This window comes from Entomoplasma ellychniae, assembly GCF_002930155.1.
Classification (GTDB): domain Bacteria; phylum Bacillota_I; class Bacilli_A; order Mycoplasmatales; family Mycoplasmataceae; genus Entomoplasma; species Entomoplasma ellychniae.
The window spans coordinates 609,712-629,049 of sequence record NZ_PHND01000001.1; the positions used below are offsets into that span (position 1 = coordinate 609,712).

Here is a 19,338-nt window from a genome sequence, read left to right on the forward strand (position 1 = left end):
AGAAGGGGGCAATATCATGTCTTTTGCATTAGAAGTGAAATCAGAAGTATTAGCTCATGAATTTGATGAAAATTTAAGTAAGTGTTTTTTAGCTGGATTTATTAAATACAATGGTGATTTAATATTTTCGAATAATAAAGAAAAATTAAGGTTAACATCTAACTCAAATAAAATAGCAAGATCTATTTTTAAGTTGTGCAAACAAAACTTTTCAGGATTAATTAATATAGGTATTACTCAGGCAAAAAACTCTAATAAAGTTACAACTTATTACATAATCTTAGAAGGACAAATTAGTGTTTTTTTACAATCATTAAATGTGGTTGACAAAAATCAAATTAAAATAGTAGAGTTTATTTTTGATTTTAAAAAATTAAGTAAAGATTTAGTTAAAAATTTTAAAAGAGCTTATATAGCGGGTGTATTTGTTGCTATTGGCTCGGTAAATTCTCCCAACACAACTAATTATCATTTGGAACTACAATTTAAAGATTTAGTTTCTGCAAAATATTGAGTTGTGTTGTTAAAAGATTTTAATTTTGAATTTAAAGTTTTAAAAAGAAGTGATAAATTGTATATTAGCTATATTAAAAAATCATTATTAGTTTCAGATTTTTTAAAATTAATTGACGCTTATCAATGTGTAATGAAATTTGAAAATGCAAGAATTTCTAGAGAGTTTCACAATAATATTAATAGAACAAATAATGTAGATGTTTATAACAATAAAAAAGCTTTAGTAGTTGGATTGAAGCAAGTTGATGAAATAAGCAAAATTCAATCAAAAATAGCATCAAGCCAGTTATCTATAAAAGCTCAAGCTTTAATGGAACTTAGAATAGAAAATCCAGATGCAAGCTATTCTGAGTTAACTAATAAAATGATTGAAAAAGGTTTTATAATAACTAAATCAGGAATAAGTAATTTATTTAAAATAATACACAAATTAAGTGAGGAGTTATAATATATGAAAGAATTAGCACTTTTAGAAATAATCGCAATAAACATTAAAAAAATAAGAATTACTCAAAACATAAGTCAAGAAGAACTTGCTTTTAGATGTAATGTTTCTAAAAATTATTTATCAGATATAGAACGTGGAACAAGAAATATAACAGTGCATATAATTGAAAAAATTATTAAAGGGTTAAATATTTCAATAAATGAGTTATTTGCTGTTTAGAAATTAGATTTTTAAAGCAAAAAAAGGTATTATATAAATTAATAAACTAAGGAGAGAAAATGATTAAATTAAATTCAACTAATTATAAGACAACTGTAAAGTTTACAACAAAAGAAAATAAATTAAATTTATTAAATGACGAAGTTGGCGCTATCAATTTATTATCTGCAACAAATGAAATATTTATCGTATTAGATTCAAAAGAAAATGCTTATGAACAATTAGTTAAAACTCTTTTTGCAACTATTGAAAAATATCAAATTAATTTAAATGTAGATTTTGATACATTAAAACCCATTTTTAAATCTGACTTAGAAAAATCATTTTCTGACTTATATTCAGCATTGTCATTCAGTGGTCATGCTATGGAAAATTATAAAAAAGAAAAAATTAAACAATTTGAATTTAATATAATTTCAAAAGAAAAAATCAGTTCATTTGAAGTGAATGAAAAAGCAAAAGCAGAAGCTGTTAATTATGCAAGAGACTTACAAGAAACCCCACCAAACATTGGAACAAGTGTTTATTATGCAAATAAAATTAAAAAAGATGCTGAAAAAATAGCTGGAGTTAAGGTAACAATTTTAGGTAAAGCAGAATCAAAAAAATTAAATATGAATCTTTTACTAGCGGTTAACGCTGGTTCATTAATAGAAGCGCAAGTAGTGATTGTTGAATACTGTTCTGATGCTAAATTACCTAAAACTGGTTTAGTTGGTAAAGGTATTACTTTTGATTCAGGTGGGTACAACTTAAAACCAGCTCAACACATGAAGGGTATGAAATTTGATATGTCAGGTGCTGCTATAGTTATTTCAACTGTGATGGCGCTGGCAAAATCTAAATCTAAAGCTAATGTAGTAGCTGTTGGTTTATTTACAGACAACAGAATTGGTTATACTGCTACATTCCCTGATTCAGTAATAACTGCTATGAATGGAAAAACAGTTGTTATTGAAGATACTGATGCTGAAGGAAGATTAGTTTTAGCTGATGGATTAACATATGCAGCAAAAGAATTAAAAGTAGATCAACTTATTGATGTTGCAACATTAACTGGAGCTGTTGCATATGCTTTGGGTAGAACCACTGGAATCTTTTCACATAATGAAAAATTAATTGAAGATGTTAACAAAGCATCTTTAAAAACAAATGAAGTTGTGTGAAGATTACCAATATTACCAAGACATTTAAAACAGTTACAAAAAGATGCTAGAGGGTATGCTGATTTAACTAGTTGTGCAAAAGTATATGGAGAAGATTCTTCATATGCTGCAGCATTCTTAAATGAATTTACAGAATCAAAACCTTATTTACACTTAGACGTTGCTGGAAGTGCTGATATAGAACAAAAAGCACAAGGTGTAATGGTTAAAACCTTATTTGAACTATTAAAAAAATAAAAATGTAGTATCATTATATAAAACAAAAGGAGTTATTGTATGAGTATTGAAACAGCAAAAATTTTAATACTAAGTTTTGAAATAGTTATTATGGTTGTATCGATAGTTATTATCACTATTGGGATATTTCAATCTAAAAATTCTCAATCAGGACTTAGTGCTTTAAATGGTGGAAATGATGAGTTATTTTCAAATTCAAAAGAACGTGGTTTAGATAAAACATTATCTAACTGGATGACGGTTTTAGGAATAATATTTTTCTTGGTAGCTATTGCTGCTTGTATCATAACTAATATTTATTTATAAAAAAACTATTAGTTAAGCCTTATATGTCTATTACTTTCACCAATTTGGTAGGCATGTAAGGTTTAACTAATAAACCAAAGGAGAAACATGATTTCAATCAATAAAAAACAATATGACATAAAAATTGTTGCAGTTAAAGACAACAAAAAAAACAATTTCATTAAAGATACTGCAGGTGCTGCTACTTTAATTAGTGAAGACAAAACAATTTACTTAGTTGTTAAGGATAAAGGATGTAGGGTTAGACAAATTAAAAAAGGTTTAGCAGAAGCATTAGGATTATATACAAAAAACATTAGTGTAGATCTTGATTCATTTGTAGAAATTTTTTCAGTTGAAAAATTAGCTTTAGTTTTTAATACAGTGTATGAAACTTTAGGATATATTTCACATACAAAACTTTCATATAAAGGTTTAAAAGAAACTAAAAAAGAAAAATCAAAAGCAGTTGAATTTGATATAAATACTAAACATGATGTTAAAGAATTAGAAAAACATGCAGCAGTTAAAGTTGAACAAGTTAACTATGCAAGAGATTTACAAGATACACCACCTAACTTTGGAACTAGTGAATATTATGCTGAAAAAATTGTTGCTGATACAAAATCAATTAAAGACTTGAAAATAACAGTTCTTGGTAGAGCAGAAGCTGAAAAATTTGGTATGGGATTATTTTTGGGTGTTAATGCAGGTTCAATGTATGAACCAAGAATAGTTGTGGCTGAATATTGTGGTGATGTTAAAAAACCTAAAACTGCTTTAGTTGGAAAAGGTATCACATTTGACTCAGGAGGATATAACTTAAAACCTTCTTCTTCAATGGAAGGTATGAAATTTGATATGTCAGGAGCTGCTACAGTTCTTTCAACTGTAATTGGTCTTGCAAAAGCTAAAGCAAAAGCAAATGTTGTAGCCGTTGCAATGTTCACTGATAATAGAATTGGTTATAAAGCTACTTTACCAGAATCAGTATTAACTTCAATGAACGGATTAACTGTTGAAATTAACAACACTGATGCTGAGGGAAGATTAGTGTTAGCTGATGGTATTACTTATGCTATTAGAGAAAAAAAAGCTGATCAAATTATTGAAATTTCAACTTTAACTGGTGCTATGGCATTTTCACTTGGTTCGTCAGCTACTGGTGCATTTACTCATAATGATGAATTATGAAAAGGTTTAGAAGCTGTTTCATTCGAAACTAGAGAAAGATTATGAAGAATGCCAATGTATGAAGAACATTTAGAAAGAGTGAAAGCGGGAGCGGTTCTTGGAGATCTTTCAAACGCTGTTAAAGGTGGGGAAGGAAGTGCAACTGCAGCTGCATTCTTACATGAATTTAGTGAAGATAAACCATTTATTCATTTTGATATAGCAGGTACTGCTTATGAAAATGGACGTGGAAATGCAGTTCTAATTAAAACATTTTATGAATTCTTAAAATAATTTTAAAATCAAACTTAAAGTTTGATTTTTTATTTAATGTTTTGATAGTGTATAATACTAATAAGAAAACAGAGGTAACAATTAATGAAATTAAATACATGATCTTTTTACTATGCTAAAGACTTAGTAGATGTTAAACAAGAAAAGTTAATAGATGGTGATACTGTATTTGTATTATTAAGACCTGATATGAATGAACCAAATAAACTTTTAGGATTGGGTTTTCCAAAAGAAAACTCAGCAACTAAGATAGTTGACCTACAAAATAAAGAGTTATCACAAGATGATGTTTATGCGATTTTTGGTAATTGTTTAGGTATGGTTCAAACACAAACTATAACTGAAATTGAAATTGGTGGAGTTAATTTATCTTCAACACCAATAAGACCTGAAAACATTCAAAAGATTATTGAAGTATATAGTGTATTTTTTGCAGTTGATCCTCAAGAAATAGATTCTAAAGATTATGAAGATTTTTCAAAAGGAATTCCTGAAGATACTTTCACTGAGTTAGATTTTAACAAAATACCTTTAAGAAATATTTTGAGAAGTTTGGAAGCTGGTATGAATGAATATCATCGTCAAATGAATCAATTACAAAATAGCCAATATTCTGGTGAAAAAAGAAGAGACTACATGGCAAACATGTCAGTTCTTCAATCAAACTTAATCCTATTTTTTGATAACGCTTTAAGAAAAGTGAATGAAATTGTTGTTAAACAAGAAGAAGAACTTAAAAAACTTAGAAAATAAAAATTCATTAAAAACAAAACCACGTAAAATAATTCGTGGTTTTTATATTTATTCAAAATGAATTGCAAAGTGATATTTTAATTTGTTATTATTAATCTAAAGATAAGGAATTTATGATATACAATAACAACATACACATTTTTGGATTAACACAAGGAACAGATTTAGCTAATGAAATCTGTGATATTTTAAAGGTAAAGAAAAATGAAATCATTACCAGAAGATTCGCAGATGGGGAAATATTAACTGAATCAATCGATTCTGTAAGAGGTAAAGCAATTTATGTAATACAGTCAACATCAATGCCAGTCAATGAAAGTTTAATGGAACTTTTAATAGCACTTGATGGTTTTAAAAGAGGAAGTGCTGAAGAAATAAATGTGGTTATACCATATTATGGTTATGCTAGACAAGATCGTAAAGCTAAAGGAAGACAACCAATTACTTCTAAATTAGTGGCTGATTTAATTTCAAAAGCTGGAGCTGATAGAGTAATGTCAATTGATATTCACTCACCACAAACAATGGGTTTTTTTGATGTACCTATGGATAATTTTTACACAGCTCAAATATTAGCTAATGAAATAGTTGAATATGTTGATAAAAATAACTGAAATCCAGATGATTGTATTTTAGTATCCCCTGACTATGGAGGAATGACTAGAACTCACAAGGTTGAGTCGTACACAGCTGGTGTAACTAGTGGTATTGCTGTTATTGGAAAAAAAAGACCAGAACCTAATAAAGCTGAAATAGAATTTGTGCTTGGAGATATTGAAGGTAAAAATTGTTTCATTATTGATGATATGATTGACACTGGGGGAACTATTATTAATGCTGCTAGAGCATTAAAAGATCAAGGCGCTAAAGAAGTGTACATTTTTGCTTCACACGGTCTATTTAATGGTCCAGCAAAAGAAAGAATGGATGCTGCTATTTCTGAAGGCATTGTAAAACAAGTTGTTGTTACAAATACTATTCAAATTGCTGAAGAAAAACATTTTAATGGTCTAAAAATTATTTCAGTTGCACCATTATTAGCAGAAATGATTAAAGCATCAGTTGATCAAGAATCGTTAACTGAAGTTTATAATCGTAAAAAAGAAGAAATTTACAAAAAAGCTTTAAGTATAAAAGCTAAGTATAAATAGTTGAGGATTTATATGAAATTAATTTTTGCTTTAGGTAATCCTGGTAAACAATACGAAAAAACAAGACATAATGCTGGATGAATAGCTTTAGATATTTTACTTGAAGAATTTGGTTATGATAAAGTTCAATTAGATAAAGATGCACATATTTACACCTCAAAAATTAATGGAGAAAAAGTAATGTTTATTAAGCCTCAAACATTTATGAATAATTCTGGAGATATTGTTAGAAAAATGTTTGATTTTTATAAAGTTGGTATTGAAGATATTTTAATAATGCATGATGAAAAAGATTTTACAATTAATAAAAACCAATTAAAATTTGGTGGTTCATCAGCTGGACATAACGGTATTAAATCAATTATAAATAAAATGAGTACACAAGATTTTTTAAGATATAGAATAGGTATCGACCCACCACTAGAAAATTGGCTTATTGTTGACTGAGTGCTTTCTAAATTTTCTGAAGATAATATAAATGACATTAAAAAATCTACAAAGATTAATTCTCAATACATTAAAGAATGAATTGCTGGTAAAAAAATTACAACAAAAAATATATAAAAAACATTTACTTTTCAGCAATGAATGTAAGTGTTTTTAAATTTAACATTTTTTTATTGTTGTAATTAATTATTTGTTTTATATTTTTAAAACCAATAGATAACAATAATTTCTCAAACTCATCAACCCCATATCAATATAATTTAAAATTTTGTATTTCTTGTTGCACACTTTTATTATCAATCATTAAATCATATTTTAAAACAGAAAAAGTTGATTGTTCAATTCAATTTATACTAATAGAACTATTTTTAATTTTTATAAATTTATCATTTTCTATTTTAAAATTATATTCATGATCAATGCCTGCTTTAAAAGAATTTGGGTAAATTAAATCTATGTATAATTTACCATTATTTTGTAAAAGATTTAAAAAGCTAGTTAATATATTTTTGCTATATTCTCTTTTTAGTGAACAAAAACTTCCGTTTGGTAATATTATGTTTTCAAATTTCTGGGTTAATTTTAAATTATTTAGGTCAGCTAATTGAACATTAGCTTCAAGATTGTACTTTAGTAAATTAGTTTTATAGAGTTCAATCATTTCTAATGAATTATCAATACCAAATACATCTACACCTTTGCGCAATAAAGGTATTGCCATTCTACCATTACCTACACCAGCTTCAAGAACTGGTCCTTCATATTGTATTAATTCATTTGTGTAAAATTCAATATCACCATCAATGCTAGTTCCTGGGGGTTTTGATAAATTATAAATAAAAGATGCTAAGTCTCCATAATAAGTATTTTTATTTTCAGACATATTATTTACCATTTAATTTAATCATTATTTTAAAAACTCATAATACAATTAGTGCACTAACCGAATCACAGATAACTGAAAGAACTGTTGCTATTTCAGAACCAACATCAGATTTCATAAATTCATACAAAAATAGTAAACTCAAAATACTTAAAAGTAAACCAAATAATCCAAAAAAGAAGCTATAAAGATCTAGTTTGTTTGCAAACTTTTCAGCTAAACATATTTCTTTGCCTTCGCTTTCTTTTCTTTTAATAATAAGTCCACCAAACTTAAATGCAATGATTGCTGTAGTTGTACTTGCAAAATCAAAACCTACAGTTAAAACTGTAAAAATAAAAGAAAGACGTTCATTAGCTTTACCTCAAACAAAATCATCTAAACTTAATAAGCTTAATATTCCTAATATAACACCAATAATCCCACAAATAGCACTAAACAATTCTATCGCTATTAGTAATAATGTTTCATTTTTTATATTTTTTCTCATAATCATTTTATTATACACTTTTAAATAAAATTTGCTCATTTTATTGTTTACATGATTGTTAAGTTGATTTTGCATAGCGTTTCTTATATAATATTTTAGGCGAGTTAATATTACACGGATTAACTCCTTGGCCCAGTGCCCAAAGACCAAAAGGAGGACATAAAAATTTATGTTAAGAAAATATGAGGTAATGTTTATCTTAGATCAAGATACACAAGACATCAAAGCTCTTTCAACTAAAATGATTGATATCTTACAAAAAGATGGAAAAATCATTGAACAAAATGATTTAGGATTAGTTGAATTTGCTTATAAAATAAATCACAAGAAAAAAGGAAACTACTTTGTTGTGATTGTTGAAGCAACAGCAGAAGCAATCAAAGAATTTGAAAGAGTTTCAAACATTGAAAAAAATGTTATTAGAAAATTAGTTATAAGTATTGAAACAGAAAAAAAATATGAACAATCAGTTATTTTATCAAAAACTGATATGTCAAAATATGAAGAAGAAAGAAAACCTAGAAGAGATTTCAAAAAACCCTTTGTTAAAAGAGAAGGTTCAGACTTTTCTGGAGAAAGAAGACCTTATCAAAAACCAGAATCATCAAATGCAGTTGTGCAATCTGTAAAAGAAGAAGTTGTAGTTTCTCATGAAGAAGCTCATGACTTTGTTTCTAAAATGCAAGATAAATATAAAGAACACTTAGAAAAAGAAGTTATTATTCATCATGATGAAGAAACAACTGAATCTAAAGTTGAAGCGCCTAAACTTTCTGCAGAAGAAAGAGCAAAAATTGATGGTTCTCACAATATAGATGAAGAAAGATCTGAACTTCAAAAATACTCTAACAAATTAAGAGAAATAGCTGTTGAAAATAATTTAGCTAAAAAATTGCAAGACGTTAACTTACGTGATATGACTAAAAAAGAATTAGTAGAGTACATGAGAAAAGTTAGTGCATCAATTAAAAAGAAATAAATAAAAGGAGCAGTTATGAATCAAGTTAATTTAGTGGGAAGAATAACCAAAGATTTAGAATTAAGATCAACCAGTAATGGTCAAGGTAAATTTGTTTCTTTTACAGTTGCTGTGAGTGAATATTCACAACAAAAAGAAATAACAAATTTTATTCCTTGTTTTGCATTTGAAAGAACAGCAGAAAATATGGTTAAATTCCTTTCAAAAGGTAGCTTAGTTTCAGTATCTGGAAGAATAAGTGTTCGTACGAGTCAAAAAGATGGAAAATACGAAACTATTACAACTATAACTGCTGATCGTGTAAACTTTTTAGAATCTTCAAAAAACAAAAATGAAAACACAGTAGGTCAAACTTCTGTAAATACATCAAATATTAATTTAGAATCACCTGTATTAGCTACTTCAAGTTCAAGTATTGTTCAAGATGAAGTTATTTTAAGTGATGATGAGTCAATATTATGAGATTAATAATTTAAGAAAGGCAAAAATTATGGCTATTACAAATAAAAAATTTGTTAAAAAAAGAAAAAAAGTTAATTTCTTTGAAAAAAATAAAATTAACTATATTGATTATAAAGATATAGACTTATTAAAAAAATTTATTTCACCAACAGGTCAAATCTTACCAAGAAGAGTTACTGGTACGTCACCTAAAAGTCAAAGACAATTGGCTGTTGCAATTAAAAGAGCGCGCCAAATGGCTTTATTACCTTTTGTTATTGAATAATATTTCAAATCACTTTTGTGATTTTTTTTATTTGCAAAATAAATGAAACAAATTATATTATAATTTAAATAATAAAAGCGAGGTTCTTATGAAAGTTATTTTTTTAAAAGATGTTAAAGGTCAAGGCAAAAAAGATGAAGTTAAAGAAGTCAGTGATGGTTATGCTAAAAACTTTTTAATACCAAAAGGTTTTGTTAAATTAGCTACTAGTGGTAATTTAAGTAGTTTAAATTTAAAAAAACAAATTGAGTCTGAAGAAAATGAATTAGCAAAAGCCGAAACACTTTTAATGAAAAAGAAAATTGAAGAAACAGTTTTACAGTTCAAATTGCAAATAAAAAATAATAAAGCATTTGGTTCTATATCTAATCAAGATATAACAGATCAGTTAAAAAATAAGTACAAAATAGAAATTGACAAAAAAAAGATTGTTAATTTTACTAATTTAAATAAAGTAGGCATTCATTATTTAAGCGTTAAATTACCATATAAACTTGAAGCCAAACTTCAAGTAGAAATCAAAGAGGCATAATTAAATGAAAAGAGACATTAGTGTAGAAAATTTATACACGATTGAAAAAAGTATATTAGCTATCGCTTTAAACTCTCCAAATGCACTACCAGATATTTTTAATGGATTGGTTTTTAATGATTTTTTAGACCCTTCACACAAAACAATATTTGAAATGCTGACAATTCTGAATAAAGAAAGTAAAGAAATAACAATTAATTCAGTTGTAGCCCTTTTAGATAAAGAAGGCAAATTAGAGCAAGTTGGTGGGGCTACCAAGATTCAAAGTATTGCTTTAGAATTTTTTACAGATGAAGGTATTGAAAATTATATTGAAACAGTTTTTTTTGCATCTGCTTCTAGGAAGTTTGATGCGACTCTTAAAATTATTCAAAATGAAAGAAATAATGGACAACTTGACGTCGAAGATGCAATGAATAAAATTCAAAGAGAATTAATTTCTATTGATTTAAATCAGAATAAAAGTGATGTTAAACACTTTAAAGAATCAGCAGATTCATTAATTGAAAAAATAAAAGGGCTTCAAAAAAGAAATGATACTTTAACTGGTGTTCCCACAGGTCTTTTTGAATTAGATGATATTACATCGGGTTGACAAAAAGGAGATTTAATAATTTTAGCAGCTAGACCAAGTATGGGTAAAACAGCATTTTCACTTCATTTAGCTTACAGAGCAGCTAAAGAAAATCAAGGAGTTGCAATATTTTCTTTAGAAATGCCAGCTGAACAACTTACACAAAGATTGTTAACTATGGTTTCACACTTAGACTCTAAAAAATTAAGAACTGGTAAAAACATATCTGATCAAGAATGAAAAACTTTAATGTATTCAAAAGAGAATATATCAAAACTTCCAATCTACATTGATGACACACCAGGTATTACTGTTCAACAAATTCAATCTAAGTTATATAAATTGAAAAGAGATCATGATATCAAATTTTGCGTAATTGATTATCTTCAATTGATTGGTTCAAACAATTTAAATATTGATAGACAAAATGAAATTTCAAACATCTCACGTCATTTAAAAAGAATCTCACGTGAACTTGAAATCCCTATTGTTTGTTTATCTCAGCTGTCAAGATCAGTTGAAAAAAGAGAAGACAAAAAACCTATAATGTCAGATTTAAGAGATTCTGGTGCTATTGAACAAGATGCTGATTTGATTATGTTTTTATATCGGGAAGATTATTATACTTACACAAAAGATGCAAATAACAATCATGTTCCAAACAATGAACCATCAGCTATATCTCCAACTGATGTAATTATAGCTAAACACCGTAATGGAGCTACTGGTGTTGTTAAAGTTTCTTTTGATAAAAGACATGGTAAATTTTTAGATAAAGGTTAAGTCAAAGCGTGTGAATACATGTTTTTTTTGTTATAATCTATTTAAATTAAAATTATATGTATAGAAAACTTCAATAAGGAATTTATAAAATGAAAAAACTTTTAACAACGTTAACAGCGATGTCTTTAACTGCAACTTCTGCAACTTCTTTAACTGCGTGCTCAACAAAGCTAATTACAAATAATTACACTATAAAATTGGCTAGTCATGATGAACTTAACAAGCAAATACGATATATTTGAGACACTACAACCAATTCATATATAAATAATTCTGATGGGTGAGATAATGAAAAACTTACTGAACAACAAATTAAAGATAAGCAATTATCTGAAGTAAAATCAAGTTTGAATGGTTCACTGGGGCAAGGTAATGCAATTGTTCAAGATTTGTTAAATGTAATTTTTTACAATGCAAAAAATACTATTATTAACAATAATAAATCTCTAACAAATCAACAATATGTTTTTAGTACTAATTATGAAAAAAATAAAATTTATGTGGATGGGCAATCAAGAACAGCTGGTTTCAATTCAAACAATGATGAAGACATTAAACAATATTATGCAAATTACAAAGAATCAAAAAGTGGAATTGCTTCAATTCTTGGTTTGGTTGAATATTCAAAATATGTATCATCTGATTCAAATGAAAAAAGTTCAAATATACCAATTGTAACTTCTGAAGATATTCAATTAATTGATAAAATGTACAATGCTTCTAAAAATCAAGGTATTAGAAGTATAGAATTTGAAAATGAACAACAATTTGTAAATGGAAATATAGGACTTGCTGATTTTGAAGTAAAATCTGATGAAGCAGAAATAACTAAAGAATTAAAAACTTCTAAAATAACTGAATATGAAACTTCATGAATTAACAAAACTAAGTCTAATTATTCTGAAGAAGCAAAATATAGTGAAAACTATAAACAATACATAGCTGGTGGGCCAGTAACATCATTAGATCCTTTTGCTCAAACTTTAATTTCAACTACACAAGAAGAAATTAAAAATACTAACATAACCTTACAACAAATCGAAGATAATGCAGACTGATCAAAAACAACACCAGAAGCTGGCATATTATTAAATACATTACCTAATCCTGTATTTGAATATAAGTTAGTTTCAATAAAGGATGCAAATGAGAAAGTTACAAAAACTTTTTCTTCTAAAACTTATGGTTATCAATTAGTAAAACTAGATCCTATAAAGTTAAAAATTATTTATAATGATGATATTAATATTAAAAAAGATAAAGATGGAAAAGAACAATATTTGGGAAAAGATTATGAAATTAACCTAACAGTTGATGGTTTATACGCCTCATATGCACCAATATTATCAACAATAACAAATGATACTACAGATGGTTTAAAAGATAAAGAAAAATTATATCTTGGTTGAAGATTAGCTGGATATCAATTTAACAAATCAAGTATGCTTGGATATGGAACTGACGGTAAAGCTTTAAATGCATCTGACAGAAAAAATGTGAGTAAAAATGTTCCGCTTTGGGAAAACAAATATAATGAAATGGCAATTACAGATTTTGCAATTCAAGAAACAAAAGTTACAAATTAAAAATTAATTACAAACTAAAAAGGAGGTGAGAACATATGCAAAAAACTCTAGAATGAATTATGGAGGGTTCTCACCTTGCGTATCTTTCGTCTGCTTTAACATTTACTATTTTTGTATTATATATATTATTTAAATGAATTCAAAAAAAACATCTTATAACACAAGGTGTTTTCATTATAAATGAACAATTTAATACTCGTAACATTGCTTACATGGGTATTATGATTGGATGTTCAGTTGCTGTAACTGTTGTTATATCTATGACTGTGCCAATTACTGTATTCCCACCAATAAGAGTAGCTTTTGAAGGCATCATGATTAAAATAACAGGAATGATATTTGGGCCTATAGTGGGTCTAATAGTAGGTTTGGTAACTGAATTGTTAACAATGTTATTTATTCCTTCGTTTATTCACCCAGCATATTTTTTTGTTGCTATAGGTTTTGCTTTTTGAGCAGGAATTTGTTCTTTTAGCTTTAAATTAAAAGATAATAAGCAATATATTACATTAATAATAATTACTGTATTTGTAATTATTTCAACTTTATTTTTGTCTCTAACATTAGATAAATTACCTGTTTCAAATCCGCTAAATGAAGGGGAAATCACACCACCTGGATATATTGAAAAAGTAAGTATTTTCGGCATAAGTATGTCAAGAAAAATGGTCCCTAGAGTTTTTATGATATTAATGGGCGTAATATTAATATTAATTTATATAACTTTTGCTATTCTTATGTTTACAAGTAAGAAAAAATATATAAACGTTATAATGCCTATAATACTTATTTGTTTAGTTACAGAAATTTTAGTGTCAATACTAACTGCTTCATGAGGGGATGCTGAATTATTAGCTAAAGAGAGCGAAAATGGTTATATCAACATGGTTGCTTTAAGAGTAGCTCAAATGCCTCTTAAAATTATATTTAATACTAGTTTATTATCAACTGTTTATTTTGTTTTAAGACCCTTGATAAAGAATAAGTAGGTAGTATATGAAAATATTTGATACATTATCAAGAAAATATAAAACCATTAAAAATCCTCAAGCTAACATTTACAGTTGTGGTCCAACCATTTACGACTATATACATATAGGCAATGCGAGACCTATTTTGTTAACTGATACTTTAATAAAGTTTTTAGAATTTAAAAAAGTAAAAGTAAATTTTTTACAAAACATTACAGACATAGATGACAAAATAATTAGTAAATCCTTAGAAACAAATACACCAGAAATAGAGTTAACTAACTTTTTTAAAAAAGCATACCTTAAAAATTTAAAAGAATTAAAAGTTAGAATGCCAAATCAGATAGTATGCATAAGTGATGAAATAAAACTTATGCAATCATTTATTGATAATTTAATTATAAATCAATCAGCTTATGAAACTAAAAGTGGTATATATTTTAATATTAATAAATTTAAGTCAGAGTATGGTAAATTGTCAAATATAAAAGTTGATGATTTAATATCAAAAACAGCTGAAGATTTTTTTGAAGATAAAAATTTAAAAGCGGATTTTAGTTTATGAAAAACAACAAACGTAGGGTTGAATTGAGATTTTCATAAACAAAAAGGAAGACCAGGTTGACACACTGAATGTGTAACTTTAATTGATAATTATTTTAATCATGAAACTATTGATATTCATATTGGTGGAATTGATTTGCAATTTCCACATCACGAAAATGAAAGAATACAATTTTTAGCAAAAAATAACAAAGAATTATCTTATATTTGAATGCATAATGGACATTTAACTGTAGATAATGTAAAAATGAGTAAGTCATTAAATAACACTACGCATTTAAAAGATTTTATACAAACTTATGGTGTGAATGTTTTAAGATGGTTATTTCAAACAACTCACTATAAACAACCTATCAATATAACTGATGATCTTTTAAAGCAAGGTGTTAAGTTTGAAGATAAAATTAATAATTGCATAAAAAAATTAAAACAATGGCTAATAATTAATGAAGCTAAAGTAGAAGAACAAGTAGATGAACATATTTTAAACAAGTTTGATAAATATATGAATGATGATTTGAATACTCCTCAAGTTTTAATGCTGATTAACTTTTTAATTTCAAACATAAATAAAGAAGATAATTTTAAAATTAAAATATTACAATTTAATACATTAAAAATTATTTTACAAGTATTGGGATTTAGTTTTGAGTTTAATTTAAATGTTGATGATCAAATCAAGATGTTATATTTGAAACAAAAAGAACATATATTAAACAAAGAATTTGTTGAAGCAGATCAAATTAGAGCAATTTTAATTAAAGAAGGGTTATTATAATGGAAAATAAAAATTTAATTTATGGTAAACATTCTATATATGAGTTCATTAAAAAACACCCTAACTTAATTAAAAATATTTGAACAACAAACATGGATAGTATTTTTGAAACACTTGATCTGAAAATAAATATCGTAACTAAAAACAAGCTTGATAGAATGTTTCAATATGAAGTTAATCATCAAAATATTGTAGCAGAAGTAAAAGAATACAACTATCAACCATTTAGCGAAATGAAAGCAAAGCTTTTAGAAACAAACAAAAATATAGTTTTAATTTTTGATCAAATTCAAGATCCGTATAACTTTGGTGCTTTAATAAGAACTGCGAGTTTATTAAATATTCAAAATATTGTTATATTAGATCGTAAACAAGTATTTGTCACTTCAACTGTTGTTAAAACTTCTGCTGGGACTGTATATGATGTAAACATATCAAAAGTATCTAATTTGTCTAATGTTGTAAAAGAACTTCAAAAACAAGGTTTTTGAGTTTACAGCACTAATTTAAATCAGAATTCACAAGATATTAGAAATGTTAGTTTTGCTAATAAATCAGCTATTATAATTGGCAATGAACATAGTGGTGTTAGTGAATTACTAACTAAAAATAGTGATGTAAATTTTTATATTCCATCAAACAAAAATATTGATTCTTTTAATGCAAACGTGGCTGGTTCAATAATTATGTTTTGAGTTTCTAACCAAATTAAACTAATTTAATAATTTTATTGATATAATAAAATAAATAGTTAGAAGGAGGGTTTCCTCCTTTTTAATTAGAATTTTATTGGGGGCAATTGTGAAATCATCATCTAGAAAAATTATATTAGTTTGCGAAGTATGCTTAGCAAGAAATTATTCTGTCAACAAAAGCACATTAACTCAAAAACAAAGACTAGAAATCAAAAAATTTTGTAACTCATGTAATCATCATACACTTCACAAGGAAACAAGATAATGAAAAAAGATAAACTTGAAAAAAGAGAAAAAATAAAAGTTTCTAAAGAAACTAAAAAGGCATTAAAAGTCAAAAAACAAAAGGAATCTAAAAATCGTGGTAAAGCTTTTAAAGAATACCCAATAAAAATTGTTAAAGAAGTACATAAAATTAAATGATCTGGTTGAGATAACTTAAAGAAAAAATATATAATAGTTTTATTATTTATGATCATTTTTGCACTACTATTCTTTCTGATAGGACTGGGTATACAACAATTATTTCAATGAATTAAAATTTATTAACAAGGAGAGAAAATGAATAAAGAAGAAATTTTACAATTAGAAAAAGATATATTAAATGCAAAAGGTCAATGATTTGTTATTAACTCACAAACGGGGCATGAAGATAAAGTTCTTCAAGATTTAACAAATAAAATTAAATCTGAAAAACATGATAACCAAGTCTTTGATATTAGAATATCTAAAGGCATTGTTTTAACAAAAACCGGAAAAGAAAAAGAAAAAAATTTATTTCCTGGTTATATTTTTATTAATATGATTATGAATGAAGAAACTTGATTTATAGTTAGAAATACACCTGGAGTAACTGGATTTATTGGTTCATCAGGACGTGGTGCTAAACCATTCCCTTTAACTGTTGAAGAAGTACTAAAAATGCTAATGCCAAAAGAAGAAACAATTGTTGAAGAAAATGAAAAAGCACCTTCAATTAATGAGAAAATCCCAGGAGTAGCGATACCTGTTACTAAAAAACCTTTATTTACAGCTAATTTTGTAGTTGGTCAAATGGTTAGAGTAATATCTGGTATCAATACTGGTGAAGAAGGTGAAGTTAAAGATATGGATTATGAAAAGGGCGTAGCAGTTATTCTTATTGAAATGTTTGGTAGATATACAAATTTAGAGATTTCATTTAGTGATGTGAAGCCGCTTAAAGAACTTTAATTTTAATCAATGAGCAAAGCTCATTTTTTTTGTGTTAAAATTAGTTTAAATAAATACTGATTAATCTAACGTTTATCGCGATTAAATAAAAAATTGAATAGGAGAAAATTAATGTCAAAAATAAAATTTATGGCAATTGGTGGACAAGATGAAAGAGGTAAAAACCTTTTTGTTTTAGAAATTGGTGAAGAATTATTTATATTAGATGCAGGTGTAAAATACCCTGATAAAGGTATTTTAGGAGTAGATATAGTTATTCCTAAATTAGATTACATCATAGATAACAAAAAAAGAGTTAAAGGAATTTTTTTAACAAACTCTGCCAGTTATAATATGGGGGCTGTTCCATATATTTTAAAGCACATGGATGTACCAGTTTATTGTAATGAAATTACAAAATTAATATCATCAATTAAAATTTCTAGAATGAGAATTAAAAATAATAAAGATCAAAATTATAAAGTTGTAAAAGATAAAGACGTATTGGAAGCTGGAAATGTAAAAGTAGAAGTTTTTAGAACAACGTCTGCATCTCCACAATCTTTTGGTTATGCTTTTCACACTGAACAAGGTGTTGTTGTATATGTTGGGGATTATATAATTGATGGTCAAGAACAATCTTACTTTTCAACAGATTTTAACCATTTATCAGATATTGGTAAAAAAGGCGTTTTAGCTTTAATAGCAGATAGTGAATATGCTTCAAGAAGTGGTTTCACAGCTCCAAATCATAAAATTCAAGACTTTATTTCGATCCCTTTTAAAGAAAAGAAAACAAGAATAGCTATTGGGATTTTTGAAGAAGACATTTTTAAACTTGGTGAAATATGTAAAGTTGCTAAAGAAAATAATAGAAAGATCGCTGTTTATGGGCGTTTGATGGCACAAGTATTAAAATCAAATTTAATTAGTAAAAATCTTAATATTCTTCCGGAAGATATTATATCTATTGAAGAATACATGAAATCAGACAATGGTGTTTTGATAATTTCTGGAACTGTGGATGTACTTTATTCTAAATTAACTAAAGTAGCAACTGGAAATGATGATGTAGTTGAATTAACATCAAAAGATTTAATGATATTAGCAACTCCACCAGCCCCTGGAATAGAAAAAAAACATGCTCAAATTCTAGATGAATTGGCAAGAACAGATGCAAGGCTTATAGCTTTAAGTGACAGAAATATTTGAACAATGCATGCTTCTTATGAGGATGTGAAAGTTTTAACAAGTATTGTTAGACCAAAATATTTTATACCAGTTAAATCTTTATTTAAAGATGGTTTAAAAGCAGAAAGCGCTGCAATTGAAGCTGGTGTTTTACCAGAAAATATTGCTGTTATCAATAACGGTCAAGTTCTTGATTTAACAAGAAAAGTTTTAACTATAGAGAAGAAAAATGTTGATTTTGGTAATACATATGTTGATGAGATAGGTATTGGTGATGTTGGAACAATAGTTTTAAATGAAAGAAGACAATTGGCTACAGATGGTGTTATTATACTTGGTGCTACAATAGACTCAAGAAACAAGGAATTAGTTTCAATGATTGATACTCAAATGCGCGGTGTTGTTTATATTCAAGAAGATAACCCAATATTCAAAATTATTCAAAAAGATATTGAGTTATCAATACAACAAGGGCAAAGTCTATTTAAAGAAAACCCTAAGAAATATGACTTAAATGAAATTAAAAAAGAAATTGTAACTAAGGTTAGAACTTCGATAAAACAAGAGTCTGGTAAACAACCAATTGTGCTTTGCATAATTAACGAATTCAATGGTGTAAATTTTGTATTTAAAAATAAAAAAAATAAGGTTTAGTACAATTTACTTGCCTTTTTTTACTTTTTTTACTTTTTGTTTTAAAAAGTC

At 26.8% G+C, this 19,338-nt stretch carries 23 protein-coding genes; 21 read left to right on the forward strand and 2 right to left on the reverse strand.

Annotated features, from left to right (window positions below; genetic code table 4):
- Positions 1–16 precede the first annotated feature (16 nt).
- The 8 genes from whiA to pth all read left to right on the forward strand — a co-directional run bounded on the left by whiA (position 17) and on the right by pth (position 6,806).
- On the forward strand, positions 17–964 hold the full coding sequence (gene whiA, locus EELLY_RS02710) for a DNA-binding protein WhiA (protein ID WP_104205937.1): 948 nt from the start codon (positions 17–19) through the stop codon (positions 962–964).
- Between the two features lie 3 nt (positions 965–967).
- Complete coding sequence (locus EELLY_RS02715) at positions 968–1,183, forward strand: helix-turn-helix domain-containing protein (protein ID WP_104205938.1); 216 nt, start codon at positions 968–970, stop codon at positions 1,181–1,183.
- A gap of 59 nt (positions 1,184–1,242) precedes the next feature.
- A complete protein-coding gene (locus EELLY_RS02720) occupies positions 1,243–2,586 on the forward strand; it encodes a M17 family metallopeptidase (protein ID WP_104205939.1) in 1,344 nt (447 codons plus the stop codon).
- A gap of 39 nt (positions 2,587–2,625) precedes the next feature.
- Complete coding sequence (gene secG / locus EELLY_RS02725) at positions 2,626–2,892, forward strand: preprotein translocase subunit SecG (protein ID WP_104205940.1); 267 nt, start codon at positions 2,626–2,628, stop codon at positions 2,890–2,892.
- Positions 2,893–2,979: 87 nt separating this feature from the next.
- Positions 2,980–4,338 (forward strand): M17 family metallopeptidase, encoded by a 1,359-nt coding sequence (locus tag EELLY_RS02730; protein WP_104205941.1) that lies wholly within the window; start codon positions 2,980–2,982, stop codon positions 4,336–4,338.
- Positions 4,339–4,422: 84 nt separating this feature from the next.
- Complete coding sequence (locus EELLY_RS02735) at positions 4,423–5,091, forward strand: hypothetical protein (RefSeq protein WP_104205942.1); 669 nt, start codon at positions 4,423–4,425, stop codon at positions 5,089–5,091.
- 113 nt (positions 5,092–5,204) lie between these two features.
- Positions 5,205–6,242 (forward strand): ribose-phosphate diphosphokinase, encoded by a 1,038-nt coding sequence (locus tag EELLY_RS02740; protein WP_104205943.1) that lies wholly within the window; start codon positions 5,205–5,207, stop codon positions 6,240–6,242.
- Between the two features lie 12 nt (positions 6,243–6,254).
- A complete protein-coding gene (gene pth / locus EELLY_RS02745) occupies positions 6,255–6,806 on the forward strand; it encodes an aminoacyl-tRNA hydrolase (protein ID WP_104205944.1) in 552 nt (183 codons plus the stop codon).
- Positions 6,807–6,813: 7 nt separating this feature from the next.
- On the opposite strand, the gene EELLY_RS02750 is transcribed toward pth, so the two are convergent.
- Together EELLY_RS02750 and EELLY_RS02755 are read right to left on the reverse strand one after the other, a co-directional pair.
- Positions 6,814–7,572 carry a class I SAM-dependent methyltransferase gene (locus tag EELLY_RS02750; protein ID WP_181021047.1) on the reverse strand — a complete coding sequence of 253 codons (759 nt, stop codon included), beginning with the start codon at positions 7,570–7,572 and terminating at the stop codon, positions 6,814–6,816.
- Position 7,573: 1 nt separating this feature from the next.
- On the reverse strand, positions 7,574–8,062 hold the full coding sequence (locus EELLY_RS02755) for a hypothetical protein (RefSeq protein ID WP_146063619.1): 489 nt from the start codon (positions 8,060–8,062) through the stop codon (positions 7,574–7,576).
- A 169-nt stretch (positions 8,063–8,231) separates the two neighbouring features.
- Between EELLY_RS02755 and rpsF the strand changes: the two genes are divergently transcribed.
- The 13 genes from rpsF (at position 8,232) to EELLY_RS02820 (ending at position 19,287) form a co-directional block, all read left to right on the forward strand.
- Positions 8,232–9,041: a 30S ribosomal protein S6 gene (gene rpsF, locus EELLY_RS02760; RefSeq protein WP_104205947.1), complete on the forward strand. Its 810-nt coding sequence runs from the start codon at positions 8,232–8,234 to the stop codon at positions 9,039–9,041.
- Positions 9,042–9,056: 15 nt separating this feature from the next.
- Positions 9,057–9,509 carry a single-stranded DNA-binding protein gene (locus EELLY_RS02765; protein WP_104205948.1) on the forward strand — a complete coding sequence of 151 codons (453 nt, stop codon included), beginning with the start codon at positions 9,057–9,059 and terminating at the stop codon, positions 9,507–9,509.
- Positions 9,510–9,531: 22 nt separating this feature from the next.
- Positions 9,532–9,768: a 30S ribosomal protein S18 gene (gene rpsR / locus EELLY_RS02770; protein ID WP_104206202.1), complete on the forward strand. Its 237-nt coding sequence runs from the start codon at positions 9,532–9,534 to the stop codon at positions 9,766–9,768.
- An 88-nt stretch (positions 9,769–9,856) separates the two neighbouring features.
- Positions 9,857–10,300 (forward strand): 50S ribosomal protein L9, encoded by a 444-nt coding sequence (gene rplI, locus EELLY_RS02775; RefSeq protein ID WP_104206203.1) that lies wholly within the window; start codon positions 9,857–9,859, stop codon positions 10,298–10,300.
- A gap of 4 nt (positions 10,301–10,304) precedes the next feature.
- Complete coding sequence (gene dnaB, locus EELLY_RS02780; RefSeq protein WP_104205949.1) at positions 10,305–11,657, forward strand: replicative DNA helicase; 1,353 nt, start codon at positions 10,305–10,307, stop codon at positions 11,655–11,657.
- An 89-nt stretch (positions 11,658–11,746) separates the two neighbouring features.
- Positions 11,747–13,243 carry a hypothetical protein gene (locus EELLY_RS02785; RefSeq protein ID WP_104205950.1) on the forward strand — a complete coding sequence of 499 codons (1,497 nt, stop codon included), beginning with the start codon at positions 11,747–11,749 and terminating at the stop codon, positions 13,241–13,243.
- A gap of 35 nt (positions 13,244–13,278) precedes the next feature.
- Positions 13,279–14,232, forward strand: coding sequence for a LytS/YhcK type 5TM receptor domain-containing protein (locus EELLY_RS02790; protein WP_104205951.1), 954 nt, complete (start codon positions 13,279–13,281; stop codon positions 14,230–14,232).
- Positions 14,233–14,239: 7 nt separating this feature from the next.
- Positions 14,240–15,556 carry a cysteine--tRNA ligase gene (gene cysS, locus EELLY_RS02795; protein WP_104205952.1) on the forward strand — a complete coding sequence of 439 codons (1,317 nt, stop codon included), beginning with the start codon at positions 14,240–14,242 and terminating at the stop codon, positions 15,554–15,556.
- Complete coding sequence (gene rlmB, locus EELLY_RS02800; protein WP_104205953.1) at positions 15,556–16,278, forward strand: 23S rRNA (guanosine(2251)-2'-O)-methyltransferase RlmB; 723 nt, start codon at positions 15,556–15,558, stop codon at positions 16,276–16,278. Before cysS ends, rlmB begins: the two co-directional genes overlap by 1 nt.
- Positions 16,279–16,354: 76 nt before the next feature.
- Complete coding sequence (rpmG, locus tag EELLY_RS02805; protein ID WP_104206204.1) at positions 16,355–16,516, forward strand: 50S ribosomal protein L33; 162 nt, start codon at positions 16,355–16,357, stop codon at positions 16,514–16,516.
- Complete coding sequence (gene secE, locus EELLY_RS02810; RefSeq protein WP_104205954.1) at positions 16,516–16,800, forward strand: preprotein translocase subunit SecE; 285 nt, start codon at positions 16,516–16,518, stop codon at positions 16,798–16,800. The genes rpmG and secE overlap by 1 nt, the downstream gene beginning before the upstream one ends.
- A gap of 12 nt (positions 16,801–16,812) precedes the next feature.
- Positions 16,813–17,463: a transcription termination/antitermination protein NusG gene (nusG, locus tag EELLY_RS02815; protein ID WP_104205955.1), complete on the forward strand. Its 651-nt coding sequence runs from the start codon at positions 16,813–16,815 to the stop codon at positions 17,461–17,463.
- A 111-nt stretch (positions 17,464–17,574) separates the two neighbouring features.
- Positions 17,575–19,287 (forward strand): ribonuclease J, encoded by a 1,713-nt coding sequence (locus tag EELLY_RS02820; protein WP_104205956.1) that lies wholly within the window; start codon positions 17,575–17,577, stop codon positions 19,285–19,287.
- The last annotated feature ends 51 nt before the right edge of the window (positions 19,288–19,338 follow it).